Raw genomic sequence first — 14,624 nt, 5'->3', positions numbered from 1 at the left:
ACGTAAGTATGCGATATTCAAGAGTTTACATCGAATCGATCGGTTATGAACTTGCACCAGAAGTGGTATCCAGTGCCCAGCTGGAACAGCAACTCTTACCACTTTACCAAGCTCTCAAACTACCCCCTGGTCAATTGGGTGCCCTCACGGGCATCCAGGAACGTCGCTGGTGGGACAAAAACTATTCCATCTCCGATGGCGCGATCGCGGCAGGGAAAAAGGCATTAAATAATTCTAATATTTCCCCGGACGACATCGACGTCTTAATTTATGCGGGGGTCTGTCGGGAACAACTTGAGCCAGCTACGGCCTGTCGGGTGGCTGCAGAGTTGGGAGTCAATTCCGATGCCTCGGTGTTTGATATTTCGAATGCCTGCCTGGGTGTTCTGAACGGCATAGTTGAAGTGGCCAATCGAATTGAACTGGGCCAGGCACGTGCCGGACTGGTGGTTTCGTGTGAAACTGCCCGCGAAATCAATGAAGTAATGATTGCCCAGATGGTGCAGCACCGTTCGATTGACAAATTTCGTGAAGCAATTGCCACTTTAACTGGTGGATCTGGTGCGGTGGCAGTTCTGGTGGTTGATGAAGAATATTCGTCGATGCACCGTCGCCAATTACTGGGTGGTGTCACCAAAAATGCCCCGCAACACCATCAGTTGTGTCGGTGGGGCTGGGAAAGTGTCGTACCCGCATTCGATCGCTTGCTGCAAACAGAAGCAGGGACGTTTATCAGATCTGCCTACGATATTGGGATGAAGCACATTGTAACACCGTTCATGGCTACGGATGCTGGCAGCGTGTTGAAGTTTGGTGTTGATCTGGGGTTAAAAACCTGGCAGAATTTTCTGACGAAGTTAGGCTGGGCAGTAGATCAGATGGATAAAGTGATCTGTCATCAGGTGGGCACGATGCACCGCGATACCATTCTCAAAACACTGGGAATTCCTGCACACAAGGAATTTTCTACGTTCGAATTTCTGGGTAACATTGGCACAGTTTCGCTACCACTGACTGCTGCTGTAGCAGAAGAGAAGAATTTTCTGGTCGAAGGGGATCAGGTAGGTTTTCTTGGGATTGGTAGTGGGCTCAATTGCATGATGTTGGGATTCCGGTGGTAGCAGATTACCCGTTTCAATCGCATTGGCTTCAAGTTCAGGAAAACACTCGGCTTCATTATCTCGATGAGGGTAATGGCCCACCGGTGTTGCTGCTGCACGGCAATCCCACCTGGTCGTATTATTATAGAAAGCTGGTGAGTGCACTACGGGATCGCTTTCGTTGTATAGTTCCCGATCATGTCGGTTGTGGATATTCAGATAAGCCCGGTTTGGACCGCTATTCTTATCGCTTGCAAGATCGCATCGATAATCTGGAACAGTTGGTCGATCATCTGAATATTTCGCAGCCGATCCATTTGATCGTCCATGATTGGGGTGGAATGATTGGTTTTGGCTGGGCACGCACCCAGACAGAACGGATCGCCAGCATCACGGTGCTGAATTCCGCAGCTTTCCCATTGCCGAAAACCAAACGCCTGCCTTTTCGATTGTGGCTGGGAAGAAATACTTGGCTTGGCAAATGGTTGATACGTTCTCGTAACGTGTTCTGCAAACATGCACTTCAGGTGGGCGCCAAACGTCGGAAAATGTCTCCCGAAGAACAAGCCGCGTATTTGTTGCCTTACGATTCGTGGGACAATCGCGTTGCTGTTTGGAAATTTGTGCAGACGATTCCTCTTTCTGCAAACGATGAAGGCTGGGACATCGTTCAGGAAACGATGGGATCATTAAAGAATTATCATCAAACTCCCGCAATGATTCATTGGGGGGCGCTTGATTTTGTTTTTGACAAGCACTTCCTGACCGAATGGAAAGTGCATCTGCCAAATTGCAATATTACGATGTATTCTGATTGTGGACACTACATTCTGGAAGATGCGGGAGAAACCATCATCCCCGCTGTGCGTGATTTTCTCATCAAAAATTCATCAATGTCATGATTTTGAACGTCGCCAGCCACCTCGACCTGCTTGCCAGTGCCCAACCTCAACGGACCGCACTGATTACCACCATTCACCAGTACCAGCATGTGGATCAGGAAGTTGTCACCTTCGCCGAGTTGGCAGATCGAACAAGTTTTGCAGCCCATTTTTTGCAACAAACTGGTATTCACCGCGGCATGCACGTTGCGGTGATGATTCCCCCTTCGCTTGATTTTTTTGTAACCACGTTTGCCCTGTTTCGCATTGGTGCGGTGCCAGTGTTGATCGATCCTGGCATGGGGCTGAAAAATCTAGGAAAGTGTCTTACAGAAGCGATGCCTGAAGCGTTGATTGGTATTCCTAAAGCGCACATTGCCAGAAAATTGTTCCGTTGGGCGAAACGAACAATCAAGATCACCATCAGCACCAGGAAATCATGGTTTGCTAGGCACTTTTACCCAGCTTTTCAGAAACAATCTGTTGCTAACATACCGTGTATCGAACCGAATTCAGACGAAATTGCGGCGATTCTCTTTACAAGTGGCAGTACCGGGGTAGCGAAAGGAGTTGTTTACACCCACGGGATGTTTGCGAATCAGGTGGAAATGATCAAACAATTGTTTGGTATTGAACCTGGGGAAGTCGATTTGTGCACTTTTCCACTGTTTGCACTTTTCGGACCTGCATTAGGGATGACCAGTGTGATTCCAGACATGAATCCCACTCGTCCTGCAGAGGCAAACCCTGCCAAACTGGTGGCAGAAATCCGCGAATTTGGCGTTTCGAACATGTTCGGTTCACCTGCTCTGCTGAATACGCTCAGTATCTACTGTGAACAACGCGGGATCAAACTCCATACTCTGCGCCGAATTATTTCTGCAGGGGCCCCGGTTTCCAGTCGCGTACTGGAACGGATGAGCAAAGCATTGGCACCTGATGTGGAAATCTTCACTCCCTATGGTGCCACAGAAAGCCTGCCTGTCGCTTGTATTGGCAGTCTGGAAATCCTTGAACAAACCAAGGCACTTACGGAACAAGGCCGCGGGGTGTGTATTGGCAGGCCGGTACCAGGGATGCGGGTAGAAATAATCCCTATCCATGATGAGCCACAACCTGGGTTTCGCCTGGATCAGGTGCTGCCACAAGATGAAATCGGAGAAATTGTCGTGAATGGCCCGGTCGTTTCGCAATGCTATTTTGGTCGTGAGCAGGCCAATCAACTTGCCAAAATGCAGGACGACGCTGGAAATTGCTGGCACCGTATGGGCGATGTTGGTTATTTTGATGCTCAGGGCAGATTATGGTTCTGTGGGCGAAAATCTCATCGGGTGGTGCTGGAAAACCGAACACTATTTACCATCCCGGTCGAAGCGGTTTTCAATACTCACCCGAAGGTATTCCGAACTGCACTGGTGGGCATACAAAAGAATGGAACCACGATCCCAGTGCTGTGCGTCGAACTTCTTAAAGATTTTTCATACTCTGTTCCATTATGGTCAAAGGTAGTCTCCGATCTGAAGGACATTTCATTAAAATTTACTCATACTGCAGGTGTTGAGCACTTTTTGTACCACAAGGGATTTCCAGTTGATATTCGCCACAATGCCAAAATCTTTCGTGAAAAACTGGCAGTCTGGGCCGCACGGGTGCTGCGATGAAACGAGTATTAGTTACGGGTGGGGGTGGGTTTCTTGGCAAGGCAATTATCCGACAACTGCTCCCACTGGGTTGTGATGTAAGATCTTACTCCCGCGGTAGTTATCCTGAATTAACCGCAATTGGCGTGGAACACTTTTCTGGTGATCTGACCGATCATTCCACTCTTCTAACAGCGATGCAGGGTTGCGACACCGTTTTTCATGTAGCAGCGAAAGCTGGCATCTGGGGCAGCAAGAAATCGTATTATCAAACTAACTTTGTCGGCACCCAACAGGTTTTCCAGGCAGCACAGAAGGCTAGCGTGGGGAAATTTATCTTTACCAGCTCGCCAAGTGTCAGTTTTTCTGGTACAAATCAGGACGGAGTTTCAGAAACTACGGAGTATCCCAAAAAGTATCTGGCATGGTATCCCTGGTCGAAAGCGTTAGCAGAACAATATGTTCTGGAACACAACTGTATGGCGATGCCGACAGTCGCTTTACGCCCCCACCTTATTTGGGGGCCAGGCGATCCCCATTTGATCCCGAGCTTAATCTCCAAAGCGAAAAAAGGAAAACTGCGTCAGATAGGCAAGATTGATTGTTTAGTGGATACTACGTATGTGGATAACGCTGCAATGGCCCATATTCGTGCGGCGGAAAAATTGAGTTTTGCCGCACCCCACTCCGGGAAAGCATATTACATTTCGCAGAATCAGCCAGAACCGTTGTGGCAATTTATTAACAAAGTATTAAAATTGGCTGCAATCCCACCTGTAACAAGAACTGTCCCAGTATGGCTTGCGTATTCTGCCGGGACGGTTTTTGAGTTGATTTATGGCATGATCGGCCGTAAGTCAGAACCACCAATGACCAGATTTGTTGCTCGCCAACTCAGTACTTCCCACTGGTTTCGACTTGAAAATGCAATGAATGACTTTGGCTATTCTCCCACCATCACTACGGAAGTGGGGCTAGTTCGCTTGCAACAGTGGTTCCATGAGTCCACTCCCACCGATTGAGTTGAAATTGCCCTAGACATATTCTTGCAAATGCCTTATCTACCCGCGCGTTAGTCTGTTCGCTTACATGTGGGGATAAATATGAAAGGCCGCAATCACTGGTTTGCAGTACTTGGTGGGGTAATTTTCGGGGCAGTCGCTGGATTGTGGTTTGCATCATCTTCCAAAGAAGTCAAAGCTGCCAGCAATGATCGCTATTCCGATTACATCATGTGTACTGGAGCAGCATCGATCAATCCACGGATACCCGTAGATGCTGTCTGGTTGCTCGATTATCGTTCTGGCAAATTACTGGGTACCATTGTCAGTCGAACCACGGACGGTAAGGTTCCTGGCTGGGCAGAAGTCGATCTCGTCAGCGAATTCCGTATTGCACCTAAAACGGATGTTCATTTCATGATGACCACTGGTAACGTGGCGTTGGGTCAGGCGGCGTTGTATGTTTGCGAAGTGAATACTGGCAAATTTGGTGTCTACACGATTGTGCTGGACGACAATACTCCCAAAATTCTTCGCCACGACATGACAACGTTTCGCAGCAATGCAGCGGTAGCACCAGTGGCACCAGCACCCGCACCAGTTGCAGTACCGGCACCGATGCCAGAAAAGAATAACGAGTAATTTCAGTTGATGCAGAATCCAGATAAGTTTCGGAGGTTGTTCATGTTTCGATACCAGTGTATCGTCGCATTGGCTTTCACTGCCAGTGTCGTATCCCACAGTTGGGCTCAGTTTGACCTGCCAGGTCAAAGTGCGAATAACGTGGTGGTTATGCCCCCTGAAATCAAGAAACCAGTGCACCGCTATCCATTGAATCCCGAACATGGTAAGTATCTTGTTCTGGTTTCTGCTTTCAAAGGGGAACGTGGCCAGGTACTGGCGGAAAATTTTGCAGAATTTCTGAAGACCCGTGCCAAGATCCCTGCATACGTCTTTGATAGTGCTTATCCGAAAAGAGTGGCAGCACGTGAAGAAAGAATTCAAGCAATTAATGAACGAGTCCGTGAGATTAAACAAAAGGGTTTACCGCTTGTTCCGGAACTGTTGAGATTTAGATATTCACCCATCGATAACGAGTTCTCCGTTTTTGTAGGACATCCTGAAGGCGAATTAAAAACGTTTGAAGCGGCTACTGCCTATGCCAAATGGGTAAGGGAATTAAAGGTTCCTACAGAATTTGCCGGGAAAGTGGTTGAGTTTCAGGAAGATAACAAAGAAAAAAAAATCGAAAACAACTGGAATCCGTGCAAACTGGCATTTGCCAGTCGAAATCCGCTCCTGGCTGGCGAACAACACGAGCAAACGGTGGAAAAACTGGATGATTTCACAATCAGTCTGAATGTCAGCGAAGAATACAGCTTAGTTCACAAAACCAAAAACAAATACACCATGGTAGTGCGGTCGTTAAATGGTGGTGAATTCGTCATGAGCAGCGGTGCCAGCAATTCTGGCCCACGTGCATCGCAGGAAATAGGCAGCAAACTGGAGCAGGCAGCGATGATCGCCCGGGATAATGTGGCCATGTTGCGCAAAATGCAACTGCCAGCCTACATCTATCACACGCGGGCTGCCACTTATGTTTGTGTGGGGGACTATGTGGATAAAGACGATCCTCTGATTGCACAGCATGCTGCAAAAATATCTGAAATTGAAGTTGATGATCCCAACGCCAAGTCGCCTACCAAAGTGAAGTTGTTTCTGGCGAAGCCCCACTTTATTGCAATTCCGCAACGCTAAGCGATCCCTTCTGGTTACCACTTAAAAAGGTGCGTAGAGTGTCCTGTGGGTAAACAATCCAAGGGTACTCCCGCCATTGCAAAGCCTGTCGGCTATATAGCGATTTGCTTATATTTGTTTGTTTTTCTATAAGCTCTCCAAACTTCTGTTGCATGTGGGTGCGAATTTCCGCATTCAATTTTCGAATTTCCCGGTTTTTAAGTCGGCGCTCCAGCATTGATCTGGGGCTCTGACCAACCGCTTTCAAGCGTGCAGAAATCAAGCCATTAATTTCATCTGAAAGAGTCACAAATTGTTGCGGATTCCAGTAAGACCGCCTTAGCTGTTGTCTTACTTGCTGGAGATCCCGTGGTGTCACGATCGGTCCATTCCATTTCAGCCGCAGGGTGCCCGTTCCCACTGCAAATGGCGGTGGGGATATTCCAAATTCAGTCTGAATAATTCGATCTGTCACCTGATCATAAAGCCCACCACCGATTCCATGCAGAAACAACCCACCCAGCGTCAAGCGGGCAATTAACGTGAGCAGTAACGCTTTGGGGCGAAATTGTTTAGCCTGGAGTGGTAGTTGCTGCCATTGCGCCACAAAGTCATCTTCATCCAGTGGCCAATCCCAATGCTGAGAACCGGCGTAAATAGTGAAACGATCAGACTTTCGTTCAACTGTTACAGGTAATCGTGCATTGCCTTCAAGATACCACAATGGAAGTTCATATCGATCATTATCGCTTGTGAGCAGTGCGGCAGGGTGTACAGGGTTGGAAATGCCATATTCAAGCCGGTAAGCTTGGATTGATTCATTATAATTTTTTAAGAAATCGTGCCCACGAAGGACCAGGTAACGCACCCAGCGACCGAAAAATGTCATCGTACTCAGTTCGCTGGTGGCGAGTTCGGCGTTCTGGCATCCCCACATGGTCTCAAGATGTTTTCGCCAGCGAAAAAAAAGTTTCCAGACTGGCTCTGATGGTTCAATCTGACGCAAATCGGGATGATTTTCCAGCAAATCCAGTAATATCGGGCGATCTGGCAACTGGGCTAACACTGCCATCACTTTTTCCAGCCATTCGGTATTACCGTTGGCACTGTGCTCCCACGTTGCGGGACTACCCATTTGCCAGCGAATACGATGTTTCCGGAATTGTTTCTCTTTGAGAAACGGAACGGTGATTGTGGGCCTGGCGATGTCGTGGTCGACGATGAGATTCAGGCTGAACGCACCGGATACTACGTTGCTTGCAAGGAAGTTTTTGAGCCAAACACCGGGGTGAAATAATTCCGGTTGATGGCCAGTCACCACCCACGGGACATTTGCATGGATCGGTGCAGCCTGAAGAAAGTGCAAGAGTTCCTGTCTAGCTGTCTGGCGAAACTGCTCAAAAGTCTGCTTCTCGGGCCACTTTGAGATTGCATTGCAACATTGATCGTTGCTGGTGGCAAGTACCGTCCAGCGGTTCCGGTCTGGATAGACCAGATATTCACCATCCTGTTGCGGAGTTTGAAAATGCAGTGGCACAGTGCTTGAAATCGGTCAATAACTTAACAATTTTAGTTTACGTTCGATTGCCTCGCGGTGTTTGATATCAACAGGTTTTTGAGAATCTTTCAGTAGTTCGTGGGCAGTTTCCCACGCAGTTTTTGCTTGCTGACTACGTCCCAAATGATGAGAAACGTCGCCAAAATGGTCCCACACTGTGGGGTCTTCCTTTCCTTCAGGATAGTTCAGGGCTTTCTTCAAAAGATCATCTGCTTCAACCAGTTTTCCTCTCCGAAACAGCACCCATGCCAGGCTGTCTAAGTAGGCAGCGTTTTCTGGTGCATCATCCGCTAACGAGCGTTTAAGATTATCCAGTTGAATTGCTTTGCGAATCAGTTCTTCGGCTTCTTCCAACCTGCTGTTCTGAACCGCAAGTTGGTAACCGAGATTGTTCAGAGTCAGTGCAGAACCTGGGTCAGTTTCCAGGATTGACCGTAATAACTCTTCCGCCTCAACATGCTTTCCAGCAGCACCATACGCCTGGGCAATAGCAGACTTGATAGTTCGAATTTGCTCTGGTTGATTAAGCTTTTTTAACAAATCAGTGCCAAATGCGATTGCTTCCGTTGATTTACCCATGGTCGAAAGAATGAGAATTTTACGACTGGATTGGATCACTTTGTTCGTATCAGATGAAATCCGTACTGCCTGTTCGATGGCATCCAATGCATTCTGAAACTTCCCAAGTTCCAACTGTGCCAACGCTAAGTTGCTGTAGAACAAGACTTTATTGGTGTTCCGAGCCCGACGCTGATCGTTCAGGGTGGTTTCGCACAATAGCACCACTTCGAGATGTTTTCGCTGTTTCATCAAGATCGAAAGCAGGGCACTGTAAACCATTGCTTCTTTTTCTGCCGCTGCGGTAGCCAGACATTGCCGAAACAATCGTTCAGCAAGTTCCAATTGCTGGGTCTGTTCTGCCATCGAGGCCAGAAAGTAGATGGTATTCATCGAGCGTTCTGTGGTTCGCTGCGATTCAGAAATAGCCACTACAAGCAGGGATTTCGTAATTTCCCGATCAGTTCGTAGCACTTCCAGCATCGCTGCTAACTGTGCTTTCGCCAGGGGGTCGATCTTTTGCTTTGCTTCTTCTACTTGTTGATATTGCGCATCGATCAGTTGAATTATATCTGACTGGCGCTGTTGCTGAGTGTACAAGCGAAACAGCCCCTGATAAACCTGCACTGTGGGCTCTTTTCCAGCCAGGCGAAGAAAAATACTCTCCGCTTCTTTCTGATAGATTTTACTGGTGCCGAATTCCGGTTGTTGTCGCGATAACTGCTCCGCATACACCAGTTGTGCGGCAAGCACTCGGGAATGTTCAGCTGCAAATCGCCTGGCTTCTGTCAAAACATCCCGTTCCCGATTGAGCTTACGAAGCAGTTCCATCTTCAGGCGGTACGCAGCAGGTTCAACTGGAGCGGTGTCGACATATAAAGAGGCGTATTGATAGGCTTGTTGCCAGCTTTCCTGGGCAAGAGCCACTTGTGCCAGTTGCCAGTAAAGTCTGGCGATTTTTGCCTGAACATCGGGATATTTGCTGTTTTTACAAACATCATTCGCTTCGCGAAAGGATACAATTGCCGCCCGGAAATCCTTCAATGCTAATTGGGCATCGCCATTGCGTTCCCACGAATTTGCCAGAATCAGTTCCAGTTCACCCACCAGAATTCCATTTCCGGTTAATATTTCCTTACGTTGGGTGGTAATCAGTTGGGTCAGGCGGGCAGTGCTGGAAAGTACCTCGGGGTACATTTTTGCAACTACCGCACGCTCGGATGCTTTGTCTAATAAACGCACCATTTCTGAAGGACGCTGTTCTACCGGAATCAGTAACGCAGTGCGAAGAGAAGCTCGCACCGCTTCCGGAATATCGCCCGCCTGGGTAAGTAAGTTGCTATATTTGTAACAGGTTATATAATCTTCTGGTTCTTTTTGCATCACCACTCGGGCTACTGCTAATGCCAAATCGTTTCTGCCCAGCCTGACATAAACATCAACCAGAATTTTGCGAATTTCGAGCGATTCCTGATCCTTGAGAAGTGCCTCTTCCAGTATTTTCTTGGCCGTAAGAATGTGGTCAGCGCGGTGCTTCAATAAGCCAAGGCCATAAAGAGCCTGGGCATCTCTGAGAGCTTCATCTGTCGATGTAACTTCTTTGGCAGGGATGATTTGTGGCGAATCATCCTGTGCAGATGCGCCCAACATTGTGCAGATGATCCATGCCACTGACAGGCCAAGAACGGAACAGACACGCATTTCAATTCCCTCTTCCCGGGGCCCAGAACATCAGTTTCAATACTGCACAAGTCATATTATCGGCAAAGTACGAACGAAATGGGGAGCTTCGCCAATATGTGAGAGAAAATTAATTTTTAGTGCTGGCTTTCAAAGACAGCAGATAGTGCAAAATCTGTTCCAGGTCTTTCTCTGAGATCTTCTGGTCGAAATCGGCTGGCATGGCAGACAGATTCGAGTGTTTTTTGCTGACAATGCGATTTGCTTCAAAGCGATATTCTTTCCCAAGTCCATCATAGATAACCAGTTGCTTATTATCGTCGACTTTGATTAATCCTACGATATTTGTGCCATCGTCCAATTCGATTCGTGACTGGCGGAAAGCATGGTCCACATTTCGTGAAGGATCCAGGATATCTTCGAGAAGTCGTTCGGGACCTCGAATCCCAATCCCATCCAATTGCGGGGCAATTTTACCACCTTCATTCCCAACCTGATGGCAGATTGCACAATTCTTGACAAACAATTCTCTGCCTGTGCCTGCCACAACTTGCGATTTAGCAAAGCTCTGCGTGCGGGCCACGATTAAGTTTTTGGTTCGTTGGTCGAGGCTGGGTAATCCTGCGGTTAATTTCGAGATTTTGGCTTCAAAACCAGCCTGTTGGTGCGTACGAATCCGATTGATCACCAGTTTGTTCTGCAATAGCCTTGGAGAAACTTTGCCCACCTCAATTTTTTTCAGTAGGGCATCGGTGCCCGGAATCGTTTGACACAATTGCAGGCCAATCGCTTCCTGAAGCAGGCCCGGGGTGATATCAACCAGTTGCAACATCATTTCCCGCTGATCGTCCCTTTGGCCGATCAGTTCTGCAATCCCCACCCGCAGTGGGATTGTTTCAGACGAATTTGACATCCTGGCAGCCAGTTTTGAGCTGCTGTCCTCTGGTACAAGGCGGTACCAGGCAGAAGCTGCAGCCAATCGAACTTCTGTGGGATATTCCCTAGCCTGAAGAGTGTTTTGCAGTTCCTGTTCAAACTGTTTTAATTGCAAAATTACTACCCACTGACATATTTCCGGATTTGTCCGAACTGCTTTCTGAGCAAAGAGTTGTGTCAATTTTTTCTGAAAATATTCCTTAATCGGTGCGGCAATCACTGCCTTCTTGCGTTGCACCTGAATCAGCCAGGTATTTTCTGCAGCAATTTGCTCCGCAGGAGATGAAAATGTTGCATGCTGTAAATTCTGGAACACCACCTGTGGGTCAATTTCCTGGTCGATAGCGTGCTGCACCAGTGCCAGCCGGTCTGCCTGCTGTAAGTTCTTATTAGACAAAAGTTTAGCGGCAAATGCTGCGGTATCTTTCGTTCTGGAAATCGTCAGCAAATTGGCGATTCTGACCCACTGATCTGGGGTTAGCTTTTCCCAACAAGTGGATTGGTTTTTCGCAATTATTTCCCGCAAAGCGATTTTACAGGTGTGGTGGAGGTAAGGGTCGTTTGCGGAAGCGATGAATTCGCCATAAACTGCTTGTAAATCAGAAGTTCTGGCGAATTTTGCCATCTGTTCTGCAATCAACCGTTTCATCTGTGCTGATTGCAGCGGATCAAATCGAACATCGAGCTGATTGAACCTTACCGCACTCGCAACCGTTTGATGAATTGCAGCGACTTCGTGGGCATGAAGTGATGCAGACGCTTCTTTTGTCAACCATGCACGGTGTGCATGGTACTGGGGTTTTTCTTTCTGCTTTGGGTTCACAGGAGGCAATTTTGCCCCTCGGTGCTGCATCTCCAGAGTTGCCAGTAATCTTGTGGTGAGGTTCTCTGAACCCAACAGTTCGTCTAAGTCCTGATCATTCAGATGTTGGATCCCACTTGGGGGTGCGACGGGTTTGGCTGTTTCCGGTGCATAACTGATTCGCCAGATCCGCCCACGTTGACGGTCGCGGCGGGGGTGGGTTAATGGTACTTCGTAATGCCCAATGATGCAGTTGTAAAAGTCTGCAACGTAAAGTGCCCCATCCGGACCCACTTTGATATCCACCGGACGAAACCAGGGATCTTCACTGACCAGAAAATCTGGCTTTTCCTGTGCCACTGGGGACGCACCTCGAAATGAAATGGTGTCTCGATTGATGCGATTGGTCACTACGTTGCAAAGGAAAATGTTGTTTTGATATTCTTTGGGAAACTGTGGTGCCTGATACCAGCACGCACCGCACAAACCTGTTGACTGGTGGGTGTGCCGCATCATATCCGGACCATAGCCAGTGCCATCATGTGGCTTCCCGAAACTATCGTAATAGGCTCCGGGAATCACTTGAGTAATCGGCTTCGAATGACAGTCCGACGTATAAATGTGAAAATACTCATCAACTGTCAGCCCAAATGGGTTTACCTGACCTCGAGAAACCACTTCAATTCGGCTTCCATCTGGCCTGAAGCGAAGAACGTTGCCGCTGTGAACGTTGATCTCGTGTCCATCGGTACCCTTCACTTTGGAAGTGTTGGAAAAACCATGACAAGCATACACCCACCCATCCGGGAGTAACAAAAACGAATTGACCATTCCGTGGGTATCCTGAATACCGAAGGGCCCGTACAGTTTTTCCCGTTGATCCGCTTTGCCATCACCGTTGTTATCAGTCAGTCGGTAGATCCAGCACCCTGGTTGCGGTCCTTCCGTATCGATGCTGCTGACCAATACTGTCTTGCCATCAGGCAGCGGCAGCAAGCCAATGGGAATGTTCAATTGATCTGCGAAAATTGTCGTCTTTTGCGGTTTGCCATCCGCACCAAAGTCGTGCATCATCATCAGACGATCTTTACCTGCTTTGCCTTTCGCGGGGTAAGGGTATTCTTCAGAACAGGTGACAAACAGCCGCCCACGACTGTCCCATGCCATTTGCATCGGCTTCTGAATGGTGGGTTCGCTTACAACAAGTTGGACCTGAAAACCAGCAGGTAGTTTGAACATGGCCTGTTCTTTATCAGGTGGGTTCGCTTCGGTAGGGGCAATTGGTCCTTGTGCGTACGACAGAGGTAGAAAGCACAGCACGATCAAACAGGTACGCATCAACAAATCTCCCACATTCTGTAAAACAAATGATTATCAACGATATGTACTTTCAGGTCAACGGTGAAACGGCAAGTCGGTGGTGAAATCGACAAAACGTACGCCAAGCTCGGTGAGAATTCGAATGACAAGTTCACAATTGCAACAGGATCTTTATTCTGGATTGTGTGAAATTCCTTTAATCGATCCCCATTCCCATATTGAACCGTTAAGCCCGGTTTCCAGCACCATTGATGATATTCTGGGCTACCACTACTACACAGAACTGTCCCACTCCGCGGGGATGCCACAGGATTATCTGGCGAAAGATTTTCCGAAGGCCGAGCGGGTAGCTCGACTTCTGGAGTATCTTCCACGAATTGATAATACGGCACAATATTCTTGGTTTGTGGAAATTGCAGAAGTTTTTCTGGGCTTATCGAAAGACCAGATCGGTGCCGACAACGCGGCTACAGTATTTCAGACCTCTGTTGAGCGTTTTCAGCACAAAGATTGGGAAAAAACCGTTTTTCAGAAAACTAATCTGGAAAAAATCTTCCTTACCAATGAGTTTGATGATCCACTGGCGGGCTTTGACCCACAGGTGTATGTTCCGTGCTTACGCACGGACAGCCTGGTTTTTCAAATTGGCAATCCTGCTGTGCAGGAACGCCTGGCAAAAGCCACCGGCATCACTGTGGAAAATGCACAGCAGTTGAAACAGGCAATTACAGCGTTATTTCAGCATTTTCTCAGCAAAAATGCGAAAGCATGTGCGATTTCTCTGCCACCTGATTTCGCACCCGTTGCAGTTGATGATGCAAATTTTGATCGGTTGTTTGCCCAGAAAAGCCGCACCGCCGAAGAAGAGCGACTACTTGCATGTGCGGTATTCTGGAAATTGGCAGAGGCTTGCCGCGAATTTTCTTTGCCGTTCGATCTCATGATTGGTGTCAACCGCCGGGTCTATGAAAATGGTGTCTTCCAGGGTCAGGATCTGTTCGATCAACGCACCAGTCTGTTGCAGTACCGTGCGTTATTTAATGCATTTCCCACGGTGAAGTTCCCGGTTTCGGTGCTGACCAGTGGGCAAAATCAGGAGTTGGTTGCTTACTCGTGGATTTTCCCCAACGTTATCCCGAACGGCCACTGGTGGTATTCGAACATCCCCGCTTATATTGGCAGGGACTTGCAGGAACGCCTGCAGGCCGTTCCCAAAACCAAGCTGATCGGGTATTACAGTGATGCCTATAAGTTGGAATTTGTATTACCGAAATTTAATATGTACCGCCGAATTCTGGCTCAGGTTCTGGCTGAAAATTTTGTTCAGACGGGAAATTTGAACGAAACTCAGGCTATTCAACTCGGAAAACGCCTGTTACGGGATAATACCAGAGAAATATTCAGGATTTGA

Annotated in this window: 10 protein-coding genes; 7 read left to right on the top strand and 3 right to left on the bottom strand. The window is 47.9% G+C overall.

The features are described 5' to 3' along the window. Window positions 1-8 precede the first annotated feature (8 nt). The 6 genes from R3B84_07090 to R3B84_07065 all read left to right on the top strand — a co-directional run bounded on the left by R3B84_07090 (window position 9) and on the right by R3B84_07065 (window position 6,380). The gene (locus tag R3B84_07090; protein ID MEZ6140319.1) at window positions 9-1,121 is read left to right on the top strand and encodes a 3-oxoacyl-ACP synthase III; all 1,113 of its coding nucleotides are present in this window, start codon (window positions 9-11) and stop codon (window positions 1,119-1,121) included. Then, a complete protein-coding gene (locus tag R3B84_07085; protein MEZ6140318.1) occupies window positions 1,115-2,002 on the top strand; it encodes an alpha/beta fold hydrolase in 888 nt (295 codons plus the stop codon). Before R3B84_07090 ends, R3B84_07085 begins: the two co-directional genes overlap by 7 nt. Next, window positions 1,999-3,642, top strand: a complete 1,644-nt coding sequence (locus R3B84_07080; GenBank protein MEZ6140317.1) for a fatty acid CoA ligase family protein — start codon at window positions 1,999-2,001, stop codon at window positions 3,640-3,642. The genes R3B84_07085 and R3B84_07080 overlap by 4 nt, the downstream gene beginning before the upstream one ends. After that, the gene (locus R3B84_07075) at window positions 3,639-4,643 is read left to right on the top strand and encodes an NAD-dependent epimerase/dehydratase family protein (protein ID MEZ6140316.1); all 1,005 of its coding nucleotides are present in this window, start codon (window positions 3,639-3,641) and stop codon (window positions 4,641-4,643) included. Before R3B84_07080 ends, R3B84_07075 begins: the two co-directional genes overlap by 4 nt. 81 nt (window positions 4,644-4,724) lie before the next feature. After that, window positions 4,725-5,264 carry a hypothetical protein gene (locus R3B84_07070; protein ID MEZ6140315.1) on the top strand — a complete coding sequence of 180 codons (540 nt, stop codon included), beginning with the start codon at window positions 4,725-4,727 and terminating at the stop codon, window positions 5,262-5,264. Window positions 5,265-5,306: 42 nt separating this feature from the next. Then, a complete protein-coding gene (locus tag R3B84_07065) occupies window positions 5,307-6,380 on the top strand; it encodes a hypothetical protein (protein MEZ6140314.1) in 1,074 nt (357 codons plus the stop codon). Here the strand turns inward: R3B84_07065 and R3B84_07060 are convergent. The 3 genes from R3B84_07060 to R3B84_07050 form a co-directional block, all read right to left on the bottom strand. Next, window positions 6,358-7,896, bottom strand: coding sequence for a hypothetical protein (locus tag R3B84_07060; protein MEZ6140313.1), 1,539 nt, complete (start codon window positions 7,894-7,896; stop codon window positions 6,358-6,360). The two genes, R3B84_07065 and R3B84_07060, sit on opposite strands and share 23 nt — an antisense overlap. Before the next feature lie 15 nt (window positions 7,897-7,911). After that, window positions 7,912-10,176 carry a tetratricopeptide repeat protein gene (locus R3B84_07055; GenBank protein ID MEZ6140312.1) on the bottom strand — a complete coding sequence of 755 codons (2,265 nt, stop codon included), beginning with the start codon at window positions 10,174-10,176 and terminating at the stop codon, window positions 7,912-7,914. A gap of 109 nt (window positions 10,177-10,285) precedes the next feature. Continuing rightward, entirely contained in the window at window positions 10,286-13,231 is a 2,946-nt protein-coding gene (locus R3B84_07050; protein MEZ6140311.1) for a c-type cytochrome, read from the bottom strand. Window positions 13,232-13,355: 124 nt separating this feature from the next. On the opposite strand from R3B84_07050, the gene R3B84_07045 reads away from it, so the two are divergent. Continuing rightward, window positions 13,356-14,624, top strand: a complete 1,269-nt coding sequence (locus R3B84_07045; protein ID MEZ6140310.1) for a glucuronate isomerase — start codon at window positions 13,356-13,358, stop codon at window positions 14,622-14,624.

Origin of the sequence: Zavarzinella sp. (assembly GCA_041399155.1) — a bacterium.
Classification (GTDB): domain Bacteria; phylum Planctomycetota; class Planctomycetia; order Gemmatales; family Gemmataceae; genus JAWKTI01.
This window is presented reverse-complemented; position numbering and strand designations above follow the sequence as displayed.

What these genes read in the sequence shown, in the direction of transcription:
- R3B84_07090 (MEZ6140319.1), top strand. Translation starts at nt 9, where the DNA reads ATGCGATATTCAAGAGTTTACATCGAATCGATCGGTTATGAACTTGCA.
- R3B84_07055 (MEZ6140312.1), bottom strand. Translation starts at nt 10,176, where the DNA reads ATGCGTGTCTGTTCCGTTCTTGGCCTGTCAGTGGCATGGATCATCTGC.
- R3B84_07075 (MEZ6140316.1), top strand. Translation starts at nt 3,639, where the DNA reads ATGAAACGAGTATTAGTTACGGGTGGGGGTGGGTTTCTTGGCAAGGCA.
- R3B84_07070 (MEZ6140315.1), top strand. Translation starts at nt 4,725, where the DNA reads ATGAAAGGCCGCAATCACTGGTTTGCAGTACTTGGTGGGGTAATTTTC.
- R3B84_07065 (MEZ6140314.1), top strand. Translation starts at nt 5,307, where the DNA reads ATGTTTCGATACCAGTGTATCGTCGCATTGGCTTTCACTGCCAGTGTC.
- R3B84_07045 (MEZ6140310.1), top strand. Translation starts at nt 13,356, where the DNA reads ATGACAAGTTCACAATTGCAACAGGATCTTTATTCTGGATTGTGTGAA.
- R3B84_07080 (MEZ6140317.1), top strand. Translation starts at nt 1,999, where the DNA reads ATGATTTTGAACGTCGCCAGCCACCTCGACCTGCTTGCCAGTGCCCAA.
- R3B84_07050 (MEZ6140311.1), bottom strand. Translation starts at nt 13,231, where the DNA reads ATGCGTACCTGTTTGATCGTGCTGTGCTTTCTACCTCTGTCGTACGCA.